Source organism: Frigoribacterium sp. Leaf263, assembly GCF_001422285.1.
Lineage (GTDB): Bacteria > Actinomycetota > Actinomycetes > Actinomycetales > Microbacteriaceae > Frigoribacterium.
Genome location: NZ_LMMO01000003.1, coordinates 747,003 through 767,081 on the forward strand (window position 1 = coordinate 747,003; position 20,079 = coordinate 767,081).

Below are 20,079 nucleotides of genomic sequence, written 5' to 3' on the forward strand. Positions count from 1 at the left end.
CGGCACGGCACGCAGGAGGCGCGGGTCGGGTGGGCGATCCCGCCCCGTCGACCCGCGCCTCCTCGGTCCGGCTACGCCTCGCGACCGGCCGGCATCTGCGTCTTCCGAGGGTCGGTCTCGGCGAGTCCCTCGAAGATCGACTCGATCCTCGACAGCACGTCGGCCTCGAGCGTGACGCCCGACGCCTTCGCGTTCGACTCGACCTGCTCGGGGCGCGAGGCGCCGATGATCGCCGAGGCGACGTTCTCGTTCGAGAGCACCCAGGCGAGGGAGAGCTGAGCCTGCGTGAGGCCCAGGTCGTCCGCGATGGGCTTCAGCTGGGCGACCGCGTCGAGCACGTCGTCGCGCATCCAGCGCTCGATCATCGCCGCGCCGCCCTTCTGGTCCGTCGCGCGGCTGCCCTCGGGCAGGGCGGCGCCCTTCGCGTACTTGCCGGTCAGCACGCCCTGGGCGATGGGCGACCAGACGATCTGCGAGATGCCGAGCTCCTTCGAGGTCGGCACCACCTCCTCCTCGATGACGCGCCAGAGCAGCGAGTACTCGGGCTGATTCGACACGAGCTGGATCTTGAGCTCGCGGGCGAGGGCGTGCGCCTCGCGCAGCTGCTCGGCGTTCCACTCCGAGACGCCGATGTAGAGGACCTTTCCCTGGCGCACCAGGTCGGCGAAGGTCTCCATCGTCTCCTCGAGGGGCGTCTCGACGTCGTAGCGGTGCGCCTGGTAGAGGTCGACGTAGTCGGTCTGGAGCCGCCTGAGCGACGCGTTGATCGACTCGGTGATGTGCTTGCGGCTGAGCCCGGTGTCGTTGTGCCCCTTGGGGCCGGTGGGGCCGTAGACCTTGGTGAAGATCTCGACCGACTCGCGCCGCTCGCCCTTCAGGGCCTCGCCGAGCACGACCTCGGCCTGGGTGTTCGCGTAGACGTCGGCGGTGTCGAACGTCGAGATGCCGACGTCGAGGGAGGTCCGGACGCAGGCGGCCGCCGTGTCGTTCTCGACCTGCGAGCCGTGGGTGAGCCAGTTGCCGAAGGTGAGCTCGGAGACCTTGAGGCCCGAGTTGCCGAGGTACCTGAATTCCATGGGGTGTGCTCCTTGTCGGGCGCGCTCCGATGCGCGCCGCCGTGCACGGTAGTCCGCACACCGTGGTTTGGCGACGCGTGTCGGCGGGCACGGGAGCATCGACAGAGAGAGGATCACCGTGAGCTGCGAACGACGTCGGCCCGTGCCCGGACTCCCGCCGCTCGGCGAGACGCTCCCCGACGTGCGGCGCATCGCCGTGCTGCGCGGCGGCGGGCTCGGCGACCTCGTCTTCGCCCTGCCGGCGATCGCCGCGCTGAGGGCGAGCTACCCGGGCGCCTCGGTGACCCTGCTGGGGTCGCCCGTGCACCGTGCGCTCCTGGCGGGCCGGCCCGAAGTCGTCGACGAGGTCGACGTGCTGCCCGTCGTGCCGGGCGTGGGCGATGCGTCGGGTACCGAGGTCGACGACGCCGCCACCGAGCGCTTCGTCGCGCGGCACCGCGCCCGGGGCTACGACCTCGCGGTGCAGGTGCACGGCGGCGGCCGCAACTCGAACCCCTTCCTGCTGCGGCTCCGGGCACGGCACACGATCGGCACCCGCACCTCCGACGCGGTGCCGCTCGAGCGCACGATCCCGTACGTCTACTACCAGCACGAGGTGCTGCGGGCCCTCGAGGTCGTCGCGCTCGTCGGGGCGGCCCCCGCCGGAGGCACCGTGCTGGCCCCGACCCCGGCCGAGCTCGAGCGCGGTGCCGAGCTGCTCGGCCGCTCGGGCCCCGACGGTGACGGCCGGCCGGTGGTCGCCCTCCATCCCGGGGCGAGCGACCCGAGGAGGCGCTGGTCGCCCGACCGCTTCGGTCACCTCGCGGCCCGGCTCGCGCACCACGGCGTGCGGGTCGTCGTCGTCGGCGAAGGCGAGGACGTCGCCCTGGCCGACCGGATCGTGGCCGTGGCGCGCGCGCGGGAGCCGCGCCGCGCCTCCCTGGTGGGCTCGCTCGCCGGCCGGCTGAGCCTCTCCGACCTCGTCGGGGTGCTGGCGTCGGTCGACGCCTTCGTGGGGAACGACAGCGGTCCGCGGCACGTGGCGGAGGCCGTCGGCACGGCGACGAGCTCGGTGTTCTGGTTCGGCAACGTGATCAACGCGGGTGCCCTCGGCCGCACCCTGCACCGCGTCGCCATGGCGTTCACCACGGCCTGCCCCGTCTGCGGCGTCGACATCACGCAGGTCGGGTGGACGGCGGAGCGCTGCGAGCACGACGCGAGCGTGGTCGACGCCGTCACGCTCGACGAGATGTGGGAGAACACTCGGGAGGTGCTCGACGGGGTGCTCGCCGACCGCGGGGAACGGGCCGAGCGCGAGGCCGTCGAGTGCGACCTCGACGAGCGCGAGGCCGTCGAGTGCGACGACGACGAGCGCGAGGTCGTCGAGTGCGACCTCGACGGGCGCGAGGTCGTCGACGGGGACGACGCCGGGGACGGTGCCCCGGGCCCGGCCCGGGGCGAACCGGTCGCCGAGACGGCGGCCCGCCCCGGGGGGACGCAGGTCGACCCGACGTACGGCCTGCGGGGCTGACCCCGCCGACGGCCCGGGGCGCGGGCCGTCGACGGGGTCGGGGTGACGCCTAGCGGGCGTCGACCGAGAACTCGACCGGGCCGTCGACGCCGATCATCGTGAGCTGGTAGGTCGACACGACGCCGGCGGGGGCGGGGACCCGGATCGTGCTGCGGTAGCCCTCGAAGCGACCGCCGGCGACGCAGTCGCCCGCCGCGTCGTGCACCAGGTAGGCCCCGAAGAACGGGCCGGTGATCGAGACCGAGGCGACGCCGTCGCGGATCTCGCCGACGACGACCTCGCCCGGCGTCGGCGTGACGGGCACCACGGGGGGCTGCTCGACGTCGCCGACGCGGTCGATGACGATCTCGTGGCTCTCGACCACGGTGTAGTCCTCGCGCAGGGCGAGCGTGTATGACGTCTGCTCGCCGGCCGGGGCGCTCAGCGACACGCGGTCGGTACCCGAGGCGCCGAAGCGGCCGCCGCCGGCCCAGCGGCCGTCGGCGTCGGAGACGCCCCAGTTGGCGCCGGCCGGTCCGGTGAGGGCCACCTGGGCGTAGCCCTGCCCGACGCTGGTGATCTCGAAGGACGCGCGGGCGTCACCGGGCGTGCCGGGCTGCTCGGGCTCGACCGGGGTCTCCGGCTCGACGGGGAGCTCGGGCTCGACCGGCACCTCGGGCGTCGGCGTGACGGGGTCGCCCGCCGTGCGGTCGATCACGATGTCGGCCTTGTCGACGACCTCGTAGTTCTCCCTGAGCTCGAGGGTGTACCGGGTCACCACGCCCGCGGGCACGTACAGGCTGATGTTGTCCGTGCCCGCCGACGAGAACACGCCGCTGCCGGCCCAGCGGCCGTGAGCGTCGACGACGCCGTAGCTCTTGCCGGCCGGGCCGGTGAGGACGACCTGCGCGTAGTCGTGCCCGATCGACGTGACGTCGTACGTCACGAGGCCCGCACCGGGGTCGGCCGGCGAGTCGTCGGTCGGGGGAGCGACCTCGCGGGGGTCGACGCTCCACTCGAAGTCGACGCGGTCGACGACCCGGTTCTCGTCGTCGAAGAGCGTCGCCGTCATCTGGAACGTGTACGCGCGGCCGTTCGCGATGCCGAGCTGGATCGTGTTGTGGCCCGACTCGTCGAGCAGCACGCGGCGGTTCTGGCCGTCGTCGTAGGTGAAGTCGACCATCGAGTTCGGCGTGCCCTGCACGTCGACGACGAGGAGGCCGCTGCTGACCTGGGTGGCGGTGAGGACGGGGACGGCGACGCGGCCCTCCTCGGCGGTGGCGGCCGCGGTGGCGGTGCCGGCGGTCGGCGCGGGCGCGGCGAACGCCGGGCCGGCCACGAGTGAGGCGAGGACGACGCCGGTGGCGCCGATCGTCGCGAGGCAGGCTTTCTTGGGGGGCATGGTGCTCCTTGGATCAGGCGTGCCGGAGTGGCACGCTGATCAGAATGCTACACATCGCATGTCGGCTGGTCGCGCGGACGCCCTCTCGCGGCCCCCGTGGTGTGGCCCGGCGAGGCGCCGGCCCGGGGTGCTCCGCATCGTGTCCCAGACGCGTGGCGCTCAGGGCCAGCTGTCCTCCTCGGGGTGGGTGACGACGAGTTCGCGGATCTCGCTCGTCGCGGGCATGCCGAGCACGTACAGCACGGCGTCGGCGACGTCGGCCGGGTCCTGCAGACGGGAGTCGTCCTGCGGCTTGTACTGCTCGTCGCGCGCGTCGAAGAAGCGGGTCCTCATGCCGGAGGGGATGAGCGTCGTCACGCCGACGACGCCCTTCAGCTCGGCCGCCAGCGAGCGGGTGAAGCCGACGACCCCGAACTTCGACGCGCAGTACGCAGTCGCGTCGCCCACGGCCTTGATGCCGAGCGACGAGGCCACCGTCACCACGCGCCCGCGGGACTCGCGGAGGTGGGGGAGGGCCGCCCGGACGGTGGACACCGTGCCGAGGAGGTTGACCGCGACGATCTTCTCCCAGGTCTCCGTGCTGATGCCGTCGAGGGGCGCCGGGGTGTCGATGCCGGCGGCCGTGACGACCGCATCGAGACCGCCGTGCGCCGCGGCCGCGGCGATCACGGCCGCCTCGACGGCCCTCGAGTCCGAGACGTCGACCTGGTGCGCGTCGATCCCCTCGGGGACGCCGTCGACCACGAGGTCGACCACGATCGGAGTGCCTCCGGCGAAGTGGACGGCACGGGCGACGGCCGCGCCGAGGCCGCTGGCGCCGCCCGTCACGAGGACGCGTCCGGGGCCTCGGCGGGCGGCCCGCGCCTCGGTGGGCGTGGGGACGGTGGTCGGGTCGGTCGTGGTCATGGTGGTTCCTTCCGGTGGGTGCACGACGTCACGGTGTGCGCGACGCGATGCGGGTTCGAGGGCGGGTGCCGGTCGCGGCGGGTCAGGTCGCGGCGGGCCAGGAGGCGCGGGTCAGGAGGCGCAGGTCGGGAGGCTCGGGTCATCCCACGCGGGCGAGGGCCGACGCGAGACGGGTCGTCGAGCGCCCCGGGTGGAACGGCACGGTGACGGTGCGCCCGCCCCAGCCCGCCACGAGCGACGCCTCGGGCAGGGTCTCGGCGTCGTAATCGCCGCCCTTGACCCAGACGTCGGGCCTCAGCCGGTCGAGCACGGCGTGCGGGGTGTCCTCGTCGAAGACGATCACAGCGTCCACGCACTCGAGCGCCAGCAGGAGGTCGACCCGGTCGCCCTGGCTCATGATCGGGCGCTCGGGGCCCTTCAGACGGCTCACCGACGCGTCGCTGTTCACGCAGACCACGAGGCAGTCGCCGAGCGCCCGGGCTGCTGCGAGCGTCCGGGCGTGGCCGGCGTGCAGCAGGTCGAAGCAGCCCCCGGTGGCGACGACCGTGCCGCCGCCGGCGGCGACGCGCCGGCACACGGCGAGGGCGTCGGCACCGGGCAGGACGACCGGTTCGGGAGGTGCGTCGTCCGCAGAACGGTCACCGCGCCTCCCGAGCGCCGACAGATCGAGAGCCGCCACCCCTCCGGCGGCGAGGAACGCCGCCGCCGCGTGGACGGCGCGGCCGAGCGCCTCGTCGAGGGGGAGCCCCTCGACGAGCGCCACGGCGAGGGCCGACGCGAGCCGGTCGCCGGCACCGCACGGGTCGACCGTGCCGATCGCGGGGGCCGGCACGTGGGCGGCGACCGCGGCGGTGTCGTGCGTGACGAGCACGGCGCCGCGCGACCCGAGCGTGACGGCGACGCTCGCGACGTCCCAACGGCGGCGGAGCGCCGCCCCGGCCGCCCCGGCCGAGGGGATGTCGTCCACCTCGGCCCGGTGCAGGGCCTGCGCCTCGCCCTGGTTCGGGGTGACGACGGTGCAGCCGGGCACGGGGCGCGCACCGCGGGGGTGCGGGTCCCAGACCACCGGCACACCCCGTCGGGCGGCCGTCCGCAGGGCGGCGCGGAGGGGCTCCGCGGCGGTGAGCCCCCGACCGTAGTCGGCGACGACGAGGGCGTCCGCCCCGAGCACCGCCTCGAGCATCTCGTCGGTGACCGTCGGCGGGGCGACGGGACCGCAGTGGTCGTCGACGCGGGCGATCGCGTGTCCGCCCTCGGCCCGGAGCCGTGTCTTGGTCGGCGTGCCGGCGCCGAGCGGACCCGCGACGACGGGCACGGCGCCCAGCGCGGCCCGGAGCTCGGCGGCGCCGTCGTCGTCCGCGAGGGCTGTGACGAGCGTGACCTCGACGCCGTCGAGGGCGAGCATCGCGGCGACCAGCCCGGCGCCGCCGGCACGTCGACTGCGTGCCGAGACGTCCACCACGGGGACGGGTCCGTCAGGACTGAGCCTCGTGGCCGTGCCGATCACGTCGACGTCCAGCAGGGTGTCGCCGACGACCACGACCCCGCTCACGGTCGCCCTCCGAGGCCCGTGCCGCGGCGATCGGGGCCGGCGACCCCGGTGCGCTCGATCTCCGCGTCGAAGACGAGGCAGAGGGCGTGGACCGCGATGAGCTGAGCCTCCTGCACGTTGGACGACGGCCCCGGCAGGGTGACGGCGTCGTCGCAGACGGATGAGAGCGGGTTCGGCCCGGGTCCCGTCAGCGCCCAGGTGGTGACGCCGATCTCCCGAGCGGCCTCGGCCGCCTCGACGAGGTTGCGGCTCGCGCCGCTCGTCGACAGCAGCACCAGGACGTCGCCCGCGCGACCGTGCCCCTGCACCTGCCGGGCGAAGACCCGGTCGTAGCCGTAGTCGTTGCCGATCGCCGTCACGGCGCTCGACTCCGCGTGCAGCGAGATGGCCGAGAACGACGGCCTGTCCGCGGCGAAGCGTCCGACGAACTCGCTCGTCAGATGCTGCGCCTCGGCCGCCGACCCGCCGTTGCCCGCCGCGAGCAGTCGGGCGCCGGCGCTCAGACGCGCGGCGAGCTCGACGCCCCAGTCGCGCAGATGGTCGGCCTCGTCGCCGAGCGCCCGGAGCACCGGGACGAGCGTGACGAGGTGCTCGCGCACGAGATCGGCGTGATCGGGTGTCGTGGTCGTCGGCGTCCCCGGAGGCGCGGCCTCCGGCGCCTCCTGGGGGCGGATCCCCGGACTGGTCGCGGTGCGCACGATGGTGAGGGGCCGGGTGCGGATGATCGAGGTCACAGGGTCGCTCCTGTCAGAGGCTCCCGAGCCGCCCGGGCCTCGGCGGCCGAGCGGCGGATGGTCGAGCGGTAGCTGGTGGCGGTCACTCCGGCGATGCGGTCCCACGAGTAGCGGGCCACTGCTCGCCGACGGCCCTCACGGCCGTAGCCCGCGGCCGTCGCGGGGTCGTCGAGCAGCGCCGAGAGCGCACCCGAGATCGCCTCGGGGTCCCGCGGCGGCACGAGCCGTCCCGTCGTGCCGTCGACCACGGTGTCGATGAGTCCGCCGACGCTGGCGGCCACGACGGGGACCCCGCAGGCCATCGCCTCGAGCGGGACGATGCCGAACGGCTCGTACCAGGGGGTGCAGACGAGCGCGTCGAGCGAGCGGAGCACGACGGGCAGCTCGCGCTGCTCGACCCGTCCGCGGAAGTCGACGCGGTCGCTCACGCCGAGCTCCGCTGCGAGCGCGGCCAGCGCCCGATACGTCGGGTCGTCGCTCAGCTGCGCGCGCGGGGGCCCGCCGATGACGAGCAGCTCGGCGTCGCGGCCGTCGGCGACCAGCCGGGCGAGGGCGGAGATCGCGTTGCCGTGGCCCTTGCGGGTGACCAGGCGACCGACGGTGGCCATCCTGACGGGGCGTCCCCGCGCCTCCTGCGGGCCGTCCGGGGTGAAGAGGCCGCTGTCGACGCCGCAGGGCGCCACGTCGATCCGGTCGGCGGGGACGCCGATGTGCCGCAGCTCGAAGACCTCGTCCGAGCAGGTGGCGATGACCGTGTCGACGTCGGCGCCGACGCGGGGCTCGAGCCACTCGCGATCGGGCGGGCTCGTGTCGAGCAGACCCTGGTGGCGCCGCTTGACGTGTCCGAGGGCGTGGAACGTCTGCACGACGGGCACCGGATCGCCGCCGCCGGCTCCTCGGATCGCGCGACGGCGGGCGGCGGCGACCGCGGCCAGACCGCTCATCCAGAAGTGCGCGTGCACCACGTCGGGGCGATCCTCCAGCCACGCTCGCTCGAGCCCGTCGGCGAGGGCGCGCATGTGGGGCAGCAGCTCGTCCTTGGGGAGGGGCGAAGCGGGTCCGGCGTCGACGTGCACGACGGTGACCCCCGACGGCATCTCGACGCGTTCCGGCAGGTCGGTGCCATCGCGCCGCGTGTAGACGACGACCTCATGGCCGCGCCGCACGAGGGCGGCCGAGAGCTCGGCGACGTGCACGTTCTGCCCCCCGGCGTCCACCCCGCCGAGGACGGCGAGGGGGCTGGCGTGCTCGGAGACCATGGCGATTCTCATGCGGGTGTCCTCTCCGTCGCCGGGATGGCGGGTCGGTCGGTGCGGTCGAGGCGGTCGGTCCGCCGGCGAGGCGGCCGTCCGGGGGCGGCGCGCGGCCCGCCCGCCACGACGCCGCCGAGGACGGCGTCCCAGTCGGTCAGGAAGCGCGCGAGGCCGAAGCGCTCGAGGGCGTGGGTCCTCGCCGCCTCGCCTGCGGCCCGGGCGGCGTCCGGGTCGGCGATCAGCTCGCGGGCGGCGCGCACGAGCTCGTCGAGGTCCGTCGAGAGGGCGCCGGCGTCCGGCGGGACGGCGCGCAGAGCCTCCGTCGTGGCGAGCGCGACGACCGGCATCCCCGCCTGCATCGCCTCGATGAGCGACAGCCCGAGGCTGGTCCAGCGGATCGGGTGCAGGTAGACGCGGCACCGAGCCAGTCGTCGGTGGAGCTCACGCGTCGGGAGGTCGCCGACGACCTCGAGCCGATCGGGCCCGAGTCCGGTGACCCGCGGAAGGTCGTCCGCCCCCATGCCGAAGACGTCGAGCGGGGCCGCTGCGGCGAAGCTCGGCAGCAGGTCGGTGCCGGTGACCCTCCCTCGGCGCACGGGGTCGTTGACGACGACGCCGAGTCGCGCGAGCTCGCCCGTGTAGAGGGGGCCCGGGTCGACGACTCCGTGCTCGACCACGGTGGTGGGGGCGTCGCCGCAGTCCCAGAACAGGGCGTTGAAGTGGGTGACGTGCACCACGAGCACGTCGTCGCGCTCGGCGAGGGGGTGTCGACTGTCGGGGACCGCGACCCTCGGGGCGTTGTGCTCGACGAAGACGGCCGGCACGCGCCCGGGGCCGTGGCCGAGGGGGCGGCCGAGCAGACGCTCGGCCTCGGCGAGCTCCTCGGTGCGCTGCAGCACGACGAGGTCGACGTCGGCGTCGTGGAGCGACTCCGGGGCGACCTCCGTCACGGAGTCCGGCCAGTCGCGACCGGCCCGGCCGAGTCCCCACGCGCCTCCTTCGCGGGTCGTCGGCAGCAGGTACTCGTGGTCGCCGCGCACGAAGGCGTCGGTCCAGCCGCCGTGCACGTGCCAGAGCAGGATCGTCAGGCGTCCGGTCATCGGGCGGCCTCCTCGGATTCGATCGGGCGGGACGCGCCCGCGGTCGTGAGGGGCCTCGTCCGGAGGGGAGCCGAGGAGGCGCGGGTGGCCTCCTCGAGGCCGTGGCGCCCCGGTCGTCCCGCGAGTCGCGTCACGGCCTCGGCCGCATCCGCGGCGGTGACGCCCGTCAGGCACGGATGCCCCGCGACGGGGCACTCGCGCGCGCGACTGCCCCGGCAGGCCGCCGACTGATCGCCGAGCAGCACCACGGGCACGCCGTAGGGAGCCCAGCGCGAGGCCGGCACGACGGGGGAGAAGAGACTGACGACGGGGGTGCCCACGGCGGCGGCGAGATGGGCAGGGCCGGTGTTGCCGGTGACGACGGCCGCCGCTCGCTCGAGGACGACCGCGAGGACCCCGAGATCGGTGCGCCCCGACAGGTCGACGCCGACTCGGCCCGCGACCGCGCGCGCCAGCGGCGCCTCGGCGGCTGCTCCCGTCACGACGACGATCCAGCCGGCCGAGGCCAGCGCCTCGACGGTCTCGCGGTTGCGGTCGACCGACCAGGCGCGCGAGGGGACGGCCGCCCCGGGATGCACGACCACGAACGGGGCGCCGCCGACGGTCTCGGCGAGCAGAGCCACGGCGGCTGCCCGCGCCGCTTCGCCCGGCTCGACGGCGAGGCGACCGTCGTCGCCCGCGGGCGATGCGAAGCCGGCCGCCTCGGCGATCCGTCGGGCCCGCTCGGGCTCGGGCTGATCCTCGTCGAGCGTCTCGCCGGGTCGGAGGCGGACGTCGAGCAGGCTGCCCGCGTAGTCGACGGAGGCTCCCGTGATGCGGACGACGCCCGCCAGCCGGAGCAGGAGGGCCAGCGGCAGGGGCGACTGGTGGAACGAGGTCAGGATCACCGCCTCCTCGGGGTCGACGTCGGCGAGCAGCTCGGCGAGCTCGTCGAGGCGGGCGTCCGAGACGGCGGGGGCCGGGTCGACGATCCACGGTGCCGCCCAGGTGAGGACCCGGTCGACGCCCGGCAGGAGGCGGGCGGCGGCGGCGCCCTGCGGACCGGCGAGCACGGTGACCTCGACGTCGGGCTGCGCCGCGACGGCGCGGATCGCGGGACCGGAGATCAGCACGTCGCCGGCGCTGTCGAGTCGCGCGACGAGCACGCGGCGGGTCATGCCGCACCGCCCGCGGGAGGAGCGGTCGACGCGAGGCCGTCGGGCACGAGGCCGCGGCCGGCGGTGTCGGCGGATGCCGGCCCGACGACGGGGCGGACGCCGCGCCCGGTGAGGTGCGCGACGGCGAGGTCGACCGCCCGCCGGATGTCGGCGGCGACCACGTCGGCGTCGTCGATCTCCTCCTGCAGGGTCACGGCCGTGGGCACGAGCACGGAGCGGGCCCCCGCGGCGCGCGCTGCGACGACGTCGCTGCCGATGTCGCCGATCACGACGCAGTCGCCCGGCTCGACGCCGAGCGCGTCCGCCGCGGTCAGCACCAGTCCCGGCGCCGGCTTGCGGCAGCCGCAGCCCTCCGACGCGGCATGAGGGCAGACGGCCCAGAAGTCCAGCCGACCGACGAGCTCGTCCACGCGGCGGTTGACCGCGTCGACCCGCTCCCGGGTCAGCGCACCCTCGCCGACGGCGGACTGATTGGTGACCGCTCCGACGGCGAGACCGGCCCGACGGACGGCGGCCACCGCCTCCCGGGCACCCGGCATGAGGACCACGCGGGCGGGGTCGCCGTTGCGCACCACGTCGACGACGAGCGTGCCGTCGCGGTCGAAGAGCACCGCACCGGCACGCGAGGAGGTGCGGCTCGAGCTGGTCATGACCGGTCCCTGCCCCGGGGCGCCCGCCGTGAAACGTGCCCCGGTCGCCTTCTTCTCCGAGCCCTCCTCCTCGCTTCCGCCCCGCCGCCGTCGGCGCCGCGCCGCAGGAGGAGGGCGCGCGCCACCCACGCCCTTGCGCCCTTCTGAGCGCTGCGCAACCCCTCGACACGTCGAGACGCCCGGTGGCAGCGTGGCCGCATGCGACGACTCCCCGACGCCGACGGCGCTCCCGAGCTCCTGGCCCTCAGGGCCCTCAAGCTCGGGGATCTGCTGGTCGCCGTGCCCGCCCTGAACGCCGTCGTCCGCGAGCGTCCCGAGCACCGGATCGTGCTCGCCGTCCCCGGGTGGCTGGAGCCGATCGCGGATCTCGTGCCCGGGCTCGACGTGCTCTGGCCGACACCGGGTCTCGACCATCCGCTCGGCATCGCGTCCGGGCGCCTCGACACGGTCATGAACCTCCACGGGAACGGCCCCGAGAGCCGGCGTGCGCTCGAGCAGCTCGACGCACGGGTGCGCCTCGGCCACGAGAGCCCCGGATGGACGGGCCCGACGTGGGAGGACGGCGTCCTCGAGCGGCATCGCTGGGCGCGGCTCGCGACCGAGCACGGGATGCCCGCCGACGAGGGCGACATCAGCATCGACCGGCCCTGCGTCCCGAGCCCCGCCCCCGGGGCGGTCGTCGTGCACGTCGGAGCCTTCTACGCCTCGCGGCACTGGCCGGTCGACCGCTTCGCCCGCGTCGTCCGGTCGTTCCGCGACGACGGGCATCGTGTGGTGCTGACCGGCAGCACCGCGGAACGGGCGCGGGCGCTCGATGTGGCCGCGTCCGCCGGTCTGACGGACGTCGAGGTGGCCGAGCACGTCCTGGCGGGCGCCATCGACCTCGCGCAGATGGCGTCCCTCGTCGCGGACGCCGCGCTCGTCGTGAGCGTCGACACCGGGGCGGCCCATCTGGCCTCGGCCTACTCGACGCCCTCCGTCGTCCTCTTCGGTCCGGCGCCGCCCGAGGAATGGGGGCCCCCGGCCACCGGGCCGCACGTGGTCCTCACCGACGCCGCCTCGCGCGTCGGCGACACGTTCGGCTCGGAACCGGATCCGGCGCTCCTGGCCGTCTCCGCCGCGGACGTCGTGTCCGCTGGTCGCGACGTGCTCCGCCGGGCGGTCCGATGAGCGGCGACGCCGACTTCTTCGCCTCTCTGACGGCCGACCTGCAGTCGGAGCCCGACCTGCGCGTCACCGTCCAGCGGGCCGTCGGCTACGTCCGGGCGCTGACGCGCTGCGACGACGCGGCGGTCAGGCTGCATCACGTGGCCGACGACGGACTCCCGTGCATCGTCGCCACGACGCGACGGGGCGAGCTGCTCGACCGGCTGCGCGATCATCATCCGTCGCCCGGCGTCGGGATCGCACGGCGAGGCGGCCGCGCGGCGGCGGACGTCGTCGCCGTCGGACGCGCACGCGAGCGGTCCGACCTCGTCGACGACACCTCCCTCGACGGACGATGGCCGGGCTGGTCGCGCGACCTCGCCGCCTCAGGGGTCGGGACGACGCTCACGCTGCCCCTCGCGGCGCGCGGAGACGACATCGGACTCCTCACCCTGTACGCGGCGATCCCCGGGGCCCTCCGGCGCGTCGACGACGAGCCTCTGCGACTCCTCGTGCGGCAGGTCGCCCTGGCGCTGGCCGCCTTGCGCGCCGCCGAGGACCTCGCCAGCGTGCGCGAGTCCCGGACCCTCGTCGGGCAGGCGCAGGGGATCCTGATGGAGCGCCACGGCCTCGACGCCGACACCGCCTTCGCGGTCCTCCGCCGATACTCGCAGCGCGGCAACGTCAAGCTGAGAGAGGTCGCCGCGCGGCTGGTCGAGACGCGGTCGCTGCCCGACGAGACGAGATCGGCGCCACCGGCGGAGGCGTCGGACGGGCCGCCGGCGCGTCGTCGAGCTGGTCGCGCAGCCGGGCGAGCACCTTCGTCAGCAGACGGGACACCTGCATCTGCGTGACGCCGAGCATCCGTCCGATCTCGGCCTGACTCAGCTCGTCGACGAAGCGCAGACGGACGATCACGCGGTCACGCTCGGGAAGGGCGGCGATCGCGCGGTCCAGCTCGCACCGCGCCTCCGCGTGCGGCCACGGGTCGTCGTCCGCGATGGTCTCGCCGACCGTGACACCCGACTCGGGGTCCACGACGACGTCGAGCGATCCGGCGAGGCGGTCGGCACGGGCCCGCAGCGCCTCATCGACCTCGCCCTCCGGCTCGCGCAGCTCCGCGGCGATCTCGGCGACGTCGGGGATCCGCCCGAGCGACTGCGCCAGGGAGGCGCGGGTCGTCAGGGCGGCGGAGCAGAGCTCCTGCAGACGGCGAGGGGGCCGCACGAACCACGTCGTGTCCCGGAGATGCCGCTTGACCTCGCCCGACACCGTGGGTGCCGCGAAGGCGACGAAGTCCTCGCCCACGGTGCAGTCGAAGCGGAGGGCCGCCTTGACGAGCCCGAGCCGCGCCACCTGACGGAGGTCCTCGCGTTCGACCCCCGCCGATGCGTAGCGGCGCGCCACGGCGTCGGCCACATCGAGGTGCGTCTCGACGACCCGGGCGACGAGAGATCGACGGGCGGCCTCCCGGTCCGTGGGCGGGTCCGCCTCCGAGAGGGCGTAGAGCGCGAGCGTCTCGACGCGGCGACGCTCCTCGCTCGGCGTCCGGGCCGACGAGACCCGATGAGCGTCCCCGGAGGGGACGACGGCGGTGGTGCTGGTGACGGTGGTGACGCTGCTGACGCTGCTGCTGGAGGTCCGCACGGCGTGGTCCTCGATCCTGCTGAGGCGGGGCGGCTCGTTGCTTGGCCGCCGTCGTGGTGGGTCGACCGAACCACCTCCCTCCCGGCGGAGCACCCCCCTTGCCATGACGATGCGCCGGGGGCTATCTTCCCGTCGGCCGTCGTCCCGCTCAGGCTTCCCGTACCCCGGGGTCCGCGCATCGGCCGACCGGGCGACGTGACGGGTCGCGAGCCCGCCGATCGGCGTATCGTGCCCCGCATGAGCACAGACGACAGCACCCCGTCCACCGCCCCCGACGGCTCCACCGAGAACATCACCGACGAGCAGGAGACCTACACGGACGACCTGCCCGACGGCAAGAAGGCCGGTCTCGTCGACGACGACAAGGACTCCGAGTCGACCGACGACTGACGCCGGGCACGACGGAGGCGCGGTGAGGGTCGGACCCTCGCCGCGCCTCCGTCGTCTCTCCGCTCCGGCGCCCCCAGGCGCCGGGCCTCGGGCGGACGAGGTCACCGGGCTCCGAGGGGATCCAGGAGAGCGCGCAGACGGACCTCGGCCCGGCGACGGTGCGGGAGTCGCGAGCGTCGCTCGACCAGGCGGTGGATCTGCGCCCAGGCGACCGAGTACGAACGGCAGAGCTCGTCGACCCGCCGTCGGTCGGTGACGCTCCACCCCGAGGCGCGGGCGATGTCGAGCGCCGTCCGCGCGGGGGTCGTGACCTGCACACCGGCCAGATCGACGATCTCGTCGCCGTCGATGGTCATCTCGCTGATCGCGACCCGACCGTCAGGACCCCGGTGGCGGGCCGCCGGGGGCACGATGCCGAAGTGCCGCCACGGTGGGCCTCCCGAGGCCATCAGGATCCACGCGGCGCTGTCGCGGGCGGCGATGACGTGACGACCGAAGAGGCCGGCGACCGAGGAGGCGCGCAGCACCGGATCATCCGGCGTCGCGATCTCCGCCCAGCAGTCCCCGATCGGGTAGACCTCCCCGTCGAGCGCGGCGACCCGCAGCTCCGTCTCGGAGAGCTGGGCCGCCGTCAGCAGGCGGGGGAGCGGGGCGGGCACGTCGCCAGCCTGCCCCACGGACGGCGAGACGACGAACCGCCCGGTCTCTCCCTGTGGAGAGCCGGGCGGCGTCGGTGCGGATCAGGAACCGAGTGCGTCGAGCCAGACCTTGCGGGCGTCGAGCGCCTCGCGGGCGTCCTTGACCTTGCGGGCGTCTCCGCCCGCCTCGGCTGCGGCGAGCTCGTCCTCGAGCTTGGAGATGGCGTCCTGCAGCTGGCTGGCGAGACCCTCGGAACGCGCCTTGCGCTCCGGATTGTTCTTCTGCCAGAACTCCTCGTCGAGCGTCCTGACGTGCGACTCGACCTTGCGGAGGCGATCCTCGACGGCACGCAGCTGCTCGCGCGGAACGCGGCCGATCTCGTCCCAGCGCAGCTGGATCGACGTCAGGGACTCCCGGGCGGCGACGCGGTCGCTGACCGTGAGGATCCGCTCGGCCTCGTCGAGGAGCGCGAGCTTCGCCTGGAGGTTGCCCTCGTACTCGACGTTGTCCTGAGCCACGACCTCGCCCTTGGCGGCGTAGAGCACATCGCCGGCGCGCTTGAAGCGGGCCCACAGCGCGTCGTCGTACTTCTTGCCGGCCCGGCCGGCGCGCTTCCAGTCGTCGAGCAGTCGACGGTAGTCGGGGATGCCGTCGGCGCCCTTGGCCGCGAGGGCGTCGGCCGACTCGACGAGCGCCTGCTTGCGCTGGCGCGCCTCACGGTGCGTGGCGTCGAGCTCGGCGTAGAACGCCTTGCGGTTCTGGTCGATCGTCGAACGCGCGGTCCGGAAGCGCTTCCAGAGCTCGTTGCCCTCGCCTTTGGGGATGCGCGGACCGTCCTGCTGGTGCTTCTGCCATCTCGCGAAGATCTCGTCGATCGTGGCGGTGACCTGCTTCCACTGAACCCGGGCCGGGTCCTGGGCGGCGAGCGTCTCGGCCTCGACGACGAGGGCGGTCCGCACCGCGACGGCCTCGGCCAGCGCCTCCTGAGCCTCGGCGCTCTGCTTCTGGGTCAGTTCTCCGACGGTCGAGTCGAGCGCGGCGACACGGGTCCGGAGCGCTTCGAGGTCACCGACGGCGCTCGGCTCGACGAGCAGCGCCTTGAGCTGGTTGACCGTCTTCGTCACGTCCGACGCCGAAGCGCCGCGAGCGACCCGCTGCTCGAGCAGCGTCACCTGACCGTTGAGCTCGGTGTACTTGCGTTCGTAGTAGGCGAGCGCCTCGTCGGGCGTCGCGTCGGGGTACTGACCGACAGCGCGTTCGCCCTCGGACTCCCGGACGTAGACGGTGCCGTCGTCGTCGACGCGGCCCCAGGGTGCCTGATCGTCAGTAGCCACTGTTGTCCCTTGCTGGATGTGCTCGTCACGAGGCCCAGGACGGGCCTCGATGATGGGACCCCAGCCTATTGCACCGGCGGCGACCGCGGCCTATTCGATGGTGGCGGCCGTGATGGTGGTCTCGACGACCGGGGGACCGTCCGTGGACTCCTGGCCCTCGGCCGGCGGCTCCACGCCGCCGTCGGCGATGGACGACGCGAGGCCGTCCAGGCCCGCGGTGACCGAGCCGACGACCGTGTACCCGCCGGTCGACGTGTCGAGGGTCGTCTCGCCGTAGGTGATGAAGAACTGCGTGGACTGCGAGTTCGGGTCGTCGCCTCGCGCCATCGCGATGGTGCCGGCCGGGTACGTCCCGTCGGAGGGCACGTTCTCGAGGGGGCCGAAGGTGAAGCCCGCGTCGCCCGTGCCGTCGCCGTTCGCCGAGCCGCACTGCAGGAACTCGGCCGAGGGGGCGTCGCTCAGCCGATGGCAGGCCGTGCCGTCGTAGAAGCCGCTGCGGATCAGGTCGACGAGCACCGACGTCGCCTGGGGGGCCTTCGTGCCGTCCAGGCTGATCTCGAGCGGGACGTCGTCGTTGAGGACGATGCTGCCCGTCCAGACGCGGTCCTCCGCGATGTCCGAGCTCGGCACCTCGCCCGTCGAGGTCGCCGAGGGGGTGGGCGTCGGAGCAGCGGTCGAGGCCGGCTGCTCGGCGCCGGGACCGGACGACGTGTAGACGACCTGCGAGACGACGGCCAGGGCGATGACGACGACGGCGACGATCCCCGCACGGACGTCGTCCCGTCGGCGGCGCGCCGTCTGCCCGGCGTGGATGCTCTTCCGGGCCTCGTCGAGACGTCGCCGTCGGCGGGTCTCGCGGTCGTCGTTCCTCGCTGCCACGTGTCCTCCATGCCCGTGCTGATGATCGACCCGAACTGTATCGGAGCCGCGCGGCGGGTCGCTGTCGGGGGCCCGGTCTACCATGGGTCCCCATGAGCCCGCTCCCGCAGAGCTCGACCCCACTGGCGGTCCGCATGCGCCCCACCAGCCTCGACGAGGTCGCGGGGCAGCGGCACCTGCTCCGGCCGGGCTCGCCGCTCGTGATGCTGGCGTCGGACGCCACGGGCGAGCAGGGGGCCGTCTCGGTCATCCTCTGGGGTCCGCCCGGCACGGGCAAGACCACGCTGGCGCAGGCCATCGCCCACACCTCCGGCCGGCAGTTCATCGAGCTCTCGGCGGTGACGGCCGGCGTCAAGGACGTGCGCCAGGTGATGGAGAAGGCGCTCACGAACCGCGACCTCTACGGGACGACGACCGTCCTCTTCCTCGACGAGATCCACCGCTTCACGAAGGCCCAGCAGGACGCCCTCCTACCCGGCGTCGAGAACGGCTGGGTGATCCTCATCGCCGCGACGACCGAGAACCCCTCGTTCTCGGTCATCACGCCCCTCCTGTCGAGGTCGCTCCTCCTGACCCTCGAGCAGCTGAGCGACGACGACCTCGGCGACCTGGTCAAGCGCGCGGTGCACGACCCCCGGGGCCTGGCCGACAGCGTGATCCTCGACGACGAGGCCCTGGCGACGATCGTCCGTCTCGCCTCGGGCGACGCTCGGCGCGCCCTGACGGCGCTCGAGGCGTCGGCGCAGTCGGCTGCGGCGTCGAGCCTGCGCATGCCGGGCGCACCGGGCGCGGACCCCGACGCGGACTACGACCCCGACGCCGACTACGACGACGACCCGGACGACGGCCGGCCCGTGATCACGGCGGAGACCGTGGCGCAGTCCGTCGATCGGGCGCTGCTGCGCTACGACCGCAACGGCGACGAGCACTACGACGTCATCAGCGCCTTCATCAAGTCCATCCGGGGCTCGGACGTCGACGCGGCGCTGCACTACCTCGCTCGCATGATCGAGGCCGGTGAGGATCCTCGCTTCATCTGCCGTCGCATCATCGTCTCGGCGAGCGAGGACATCGGCATGGCCGACCCGCAGGCGCTCACGGTGGCGGTCTCCGCGGCGACGGCCGTGCAGATGATCGGCATGCCCGAGGGGCGCATCCCCCTGGCCGAGGCCGTCGTCTATCTGGCGACCGCACCGAAGTCGAACCGGTCGTACAGCGCCCTCGACGCGGCCATCGCGGACGTCAGGGCGGGTCGGGTCGGCCGGGTTCCGAAGCACCTGCGCGACGCCCACTACCCGGGTGCCCGGCGCCTCGGCCATGGCAAGGGCTACCGGTACTCGCACGATTCGGAGCTGGGTGTCGTGGCCCAGCAGTACCTGCCCGACGAGCTCGCGGGGACGACCTACTACGATCCGACGACCCACGGCAACGAGAACGCCGTGACGACACGCCTCGAGAAACTGCGCCGCATCATTCGCGGAGAGTGACCGGCGCGTGTTAAGCTGATCGCCGCCTGGTATCGGTCTGTCACGCACGGCTGCAGTGACGACATTCGATCAAGGGTTCAGGTCTTTAGCCGACCGGTTCCCGCGGCATCATCCCTCGTGTTTCGTCGAGACCTCGACCTGTCCGTCCATCGGTCAGAGCGGCGCTCCGCCGCGTTCGAGCAGTTCCGACCGTCAGCTTTCACACGATCAGAGAAGGAAACCGTGTCCACCAAGTCACGTACCCGTAGCAAGACCCGTCTGTCGCGTGCCCTCGGCATCGCGCTGACCCCCAAGGCCGCCCGCTACCTCGAGAAGCGTCCCTACGCTCCCGGCGAGCACGGCCGCACCAAGCGGAAGACCGACAGCGACTACGCCGTCCGTCTCCGTGAGAAGCAGCGTCTGCGCGCCCAGTACGGCATCCGCGAAGCCCAGCTGAAGATCGTCTTCAACGAGGCCCGCAAGTCGGCCGGTCTGACCGGTGAGAACCTGGTCGAGCTGCTCGAGACCCGTCTCGACGCGCTGGTCCTGCGTGCCGGCTTCGCCCGCACCACGGCTCAGGCCCGTCAGATGGTCGTGCACCGCCACATCCTCGTCGACGGCAAGCTCGTCGACCGCCCCTCGTTCCGCGTGAAGCCGGGTCAGATGATCCACGTCGCGTCGAAGAGCGAGAAGATGGAGCCCTTCCAGGTCGCAGCGGCCGGCGGTCACGTCGACCTGCTTCCCAAGGTCCCGGGTTACCTCGAGGTCGAGATCGACAAGCTGCAGGCCCGCCTCGTGCGTCGCCCGAAGCGCGTCGAGGTCCCCGTGACCTGCGAGGTCCAGCTGGTCGTCGAGTACTACGCCGCCCGCTGACCCCAGCACCGACAGCACTCCGAGGGAGCGCGCCACGATCCGTGGCGCGCTCCCTTCGTCGTCGGCGTCCACCGTGCGCACGGTGGGTAAGCTGATGTGTCGTCTCGTGCGCCGTCCGCACGACCCCTGTGAGGAGTCCCCGTGAAGAGCCTGTTCCTGCTGAGCGTCGGCGTCGTCGTCGGCTTCACCGCAGCGCACCTGTACAACAAGACCCCACGGGGCAGCCGCCTCTTCGGCGAACTCGACGGCAGTCTGACCTCCTTCCGCGCAGCCCTCGTCGACGGCTATCGGTCGCGCGAGGCCGAGCTCCGTTCCGACACGGCGAGCTGATCCTCGCGCCCTCGCGCGCCTCCTCGCCCTCCCGCCACACCGATCACCCCACACCG

19 protein-coding genes and 1 pseudogene are annotated in these 20,079 nt (G+C 73.8%); 7 read left to right on the forward strand and 13 right to left on the reverse strand.

Annotation, left to right across the window (positions count from 1 at the left end; all coding sequences use genetic code 11):
• Positions 1–71 precede the first annotated feature (71 nt).
• Positions 72–1,076: an aldo/keto reductase family protein gene (locus ASF17_RS07465; RefSeq protein ID WP_055797281.1), complete on the reverse strand. Its 1,005-nt coding sequence runs from the start codon at positions 1,074–1,076 to the stop codon at positions 72–74.
• A 142-nt stretch (positions 1,077–1,218) separates the two neighbouring features.
• Between ASF17_RS07465 and ASF17_RS07470 the strand changes: the two genes are divergently transcribed.
• On the forward strand, positions 1,219–2,586 hold the full coding sequence (locus tag ASF17_RS07470; protein ID WP_082475140.1) for a glycosyltransferase family 9 protein: 1,368 nt from the start codon (positions 1,219–1,221) through the stop codon (positions 2,584–2,586).
• Between the two features lie 49 nt (positions 2,587–2,635).
• On the opposite strand, the gene ASF17_RS07475 is transcribed toward ASF17_RS07470, so the two are convergent.
• The 8 genes from ASF17_RS07475 to ASF17_RS07510 form a co-directional block, all read right to left on the reverse strand.
• Positions 2,636–3,967 carry a hypothetical protein gene (locus ASF17_RS07475; RefSeq protein ID WP_055797284.1) on the reverse strand — a complete coding sequence of 444 codons (1,332 nt, stop codon included), beginning with the start codon at positions 3,965–3,967 and terminating at the stop codon, positions 2,636–2,638.
• A 159-nt stretch (positions 3,968–4,126) separates the two neighbouring features.
• A complete protein-coding gene (locus ASF17_RS07480; protein WP_082475141.1) occupies positions 4,127–4,873 on the reverse strand; it encodes an SDR family oxidoreductase in 747 nt (248 codons plus the stop codon).
• 139 nt (positions 4,874–5,012) lie between these two features.
• Positions 5,013–6,425 carry a PfkB family carbohydrate kinase gene (locus ASF17_RS07485; RefSeq protein WP_055797288.1) on the reverse strand — a complete coding sequence of 471 codons (1,413 nt, stop codon included), beginning with the start codon at positions 6,423–6,425 and terminating at the stop codon, positions 5,013–5,015.
• Positions 6,422–7,159: a D-sedoheptulose-7-phosphate isomerase gene (locus tag ASF17_RS07490; RefSeq protein WP_442855737.1), complete on the reverse strand. Its 738-nt coding sequence runs from the start codon at positions 7,157–7,159 to the stop codon at positions 6,422–6,424. The genes ASF17_RS07485 and ASF17_RS07490 overlap by 4 nt, the downstream gene beginning before the upstream one ends.
• Entirely contained in the window at positions 7,156–8,430 is a 1,275-nt protein-coding gene (locus ASF17_RS07495) for a glycosyltransferase (protein WP_055797291.1), read from the reverse strand. The genes ASF17_RS07490 and ASF17_RS07495 overlap by 4 nt, the downstream gene beginning before the upstream one ends.
• A complete protein-coding gene (locus ASF17_RS07500) occupies positions 8,427–9,500 on the reverse strand; it encodes a glycosyltransferase (RefSeq protein ID WP_082475223.1) in 1,074 nt (357 codons plus the stop codon). Before ASF17_RS07500 ends, ASF17_RS07495 begins: the two co-directional genes overlap by 4 nt.
• An 8-nt stretch (positions 9,501–9,508) precedes the next feature.
• Positions 9,509–10,669 (reverse strand): glycosyltransferase family 9 protein, encoded by a 1,161-nt coding sequence (locus ASF17_RS07505; protein WP_082475142.1) that lies wholly within the window; start codon positions 10,667–10,669, stop codon positions 9,509–9,511.
• Complete coding sequence (locus ASF17_RS07510; protein ID WP_082475143.1) at positions 10,666–11,319, reverse strand: D-glycero-alpha-D-manno-heptose-1,7-bisphosphate 7-phosphatase; 654 nt, start codon at positions 11,317–11,319, stop codon at positions 10,666–10,668. Before ASF17_RS07510 ends, ASF17_RS07505 begins: the two co-directional genes overlap by 4 nt.
• 198 nt (positions 11,320–11,517) lie before the next feature.
• Here ASF17_RS07510 and ASF17_RS07515 point away from each other — a divergent pair, with 198 nt between their 5' ends.
• Both ASF17_RS07515 and ASF17_RS15250 read left to right on the forward strand, forming a co-directional pair.
• Positions 11,518–12,489, forward strand: coding sequence for a glycosyltransferase family 9 protein (locus ASF17_RS07515; RefSeq protein WP_055797295.1), 972 nt, complete (start codon positions 11,518–11,520; stop codon positions 12,487–12,489).
• Positions 12,486–13,121, forward strand: a pseudogene (locus ASF17_RS15250) (GAF and ANTAR domain-containing protein); the annotation flags it as partial. The gene ASF17_RS07515 and the pseudogene ASF17_RS15250, both read left to right, overlap by 4 nt.
• Before the next feature lie 28 nt (positions 13,122–13,149).
• Here the strand turns inward: ASF17_RS15250 and ASF17_RS15970 are convergent.
• A complete protein-coding gene (locus ASF17_RS15970) occupies positions 13,150–14,112 on the reverse strand; it encodes a sigma-70 family RNA polymerase sigma factor (protein ID WP_055797304.1) in 963 nt (320 codons plus the stop codon).
• Positions 14,113–14,349: 237 nt separating this feature from the next.
• Here ASF17_RS15970 and ASF17_RS07530 point away from each other — a divergent pair, with 237 nt between their 5' ends.
• Positions 14,350–14,502 (forward strand): hypothetical protein, encoded by a 153-nt coding sequence (locus ASF17_RS07530; protein WP_156357340.1) that lies wholly within the window; start codon positions 14,350–14,352, stop codon positions 14,500–14,502.
• Positions 14,503–14,603: 101 nt separating this feature from the next.
• Here ASF17_RS07530 and ASF17_RS07535 read toward each other — a convergent pair whose 3' ends face one another.
• The 3 genes from ASF17_RS07535 to ASF17_RS07545 all read right to left on the reverse strand — a co-directional run bounded on the left by ASF17_RS07535 (position 14,604) and on the right by ASF17_RS07545 (position 17,354).
• A complete protein-coding gene (locus ASF17_RS07535) occupies positions 14,604–15,161 on the reverse strand; it encodes a hypothetical protein (protein ID WP_156357341.1) in 558 nt (185 codons plus the stop codon).
• Positions 15,162–15,242: 81 nt separating this feature from the next.
• Positions 15,243–16,475 carry a DUF349 domain-containing protein gene (locus ASF17_RS07540; RefSeq protein WP_055797314.1) on the reverse strand — a complete coding sequence of 411 codons (1,233 nt, stop codon included), beginning with the start codon at positions 16,473–16,475 and terminating at the stop codon, positions 15,243–15,245.
• Between the two features lie 90 nt (positions 16,476–16,565).
• Positions 16,566–17,354, reverse strand: a complete 789-nt coding sequence (locus ASF17_RS07545) for a peptidylprolyl isomerase (RefSeq protein ID WP_055797317.1) — start codon at positions 17,352–17,354, stop codon at positions 16,566–16,568.
• Positions 17,355–17,446: 92 nt separating this feature from the next.
• Between ASF17_RS07545 and ASF17_RS07550 the strand changes: the two genes are divergently transcribed.
• The 3 genes from ASF17_RS07550 to ASF17_RS07560 all read left to right on the forward strand — a co-directional run bounded on the left by ASF17_RS07550 (position 17,447) and on the right by ASF17_RS07560 (position 20,023).
• Complete coding sequence (locus ASF17_RS07550) at positions 17,447–18,841, forward strand: replication-associated recombination protein A (protein WP_082475146.1); 1,395 nt, start codon at positions 17,447–17,449, stop codon at positions 18,839–18,841.
• Between the two features lie 222 nt (positions 18,842–19,063).
• A complete protein-coding gene (gene rpsD / locus ASF17_RS07555; protein ID WP_055797325.1) occupies positions 19,064–19,693 on the forward strand; it encodes a 30S ribosomal protein S4 in 630 nt (209 codons plus the stop codon).
• Positions 19,694–19,834: 141 nt separating this feature from the next.
• Positions 19,835–20,023, forward strand: coding sequence for a hypothetical protein (locus ASF17_RS07560; protein ID WP_055797328.1), 189 nt, complete (start codon positions 19,835–19,837; stop codon positions 20,021–20,023).
• Positions 20,024–20,079 lie beyond the last annotated feature (56 nt).

What these genes read in the sequence shown, in the direction of transcription:
- ASF17_RS07465 (WP_055797281.1), bottom strand. Translation starts at nt 1,076, where the DNA reads ATGGAATTCAGGTACCTCGGCAACTCGGGCCTCAAGGTCTCCGAGCTC.
- ASF17_RS07475 (WP_055797284.1), bottom strand. Translation starts at nt 3,967, where the DNA reads ATGCCCCCCAAGAAAGCCTGCCTCGCGACGATCGGCGCCACCGGCGTC.
- ASF17_RS07550 (WP_082475146.1), top strand. Translation starts at nt 17,447, where the DNA reads ATGAGCCCGCTCCCGCAGAGCTCGACCCCACTGGCGGTCCGCATGCGC.
- ASF17_RS07495 (WP_055797291.1), bottom strand. Translation starts at nt 8,430, where the DNA reads ATGAGAATCGCCATGGTCTCCGAGCACGCCAGCCCCCTCGCCGTCCTC.
- ASF17_RS07515 (WP_055797295.1), top strand. Translation starts at nt 11,518, where the DNA reads ATGCGACGACTCCCCGACGCCGACGGCGCTCCCGAGCTCCTGGCCCTC.
- ASF17_RS07530 (WP_156357340.1), top strand. Translation starts at nt 14,350, where the DNA reads ATGAGCACAGACGACAGCACCCCGTCCACCGCCCCCGACGGCTCCACC.
- ASF17_RS07510 (WP_082475143.1), bottom strand. Translation starts at nt 11,319, where the DNA reads ATGACCAGCTCGAGCCGCACCTCCTCGCGTGCCGGTGCGGTGCTCTTC.
- ASF17_RS07505 (WP_082475142.1), bottom strand. Translation starts at nt 10,669, where the DNA reads ATGACCCGCCGCGTGCTCGTCGCGCGACTCGACAGCGCCGGCGACGTG.
- ASF17_RS07480 (WP_082475141.1), bottom strand. Translation starts at nt 4,873, where the DNA reads ATGACCACGACCGACCCGACCACCGTCCCCACGCCCACCGAGGCGCGG.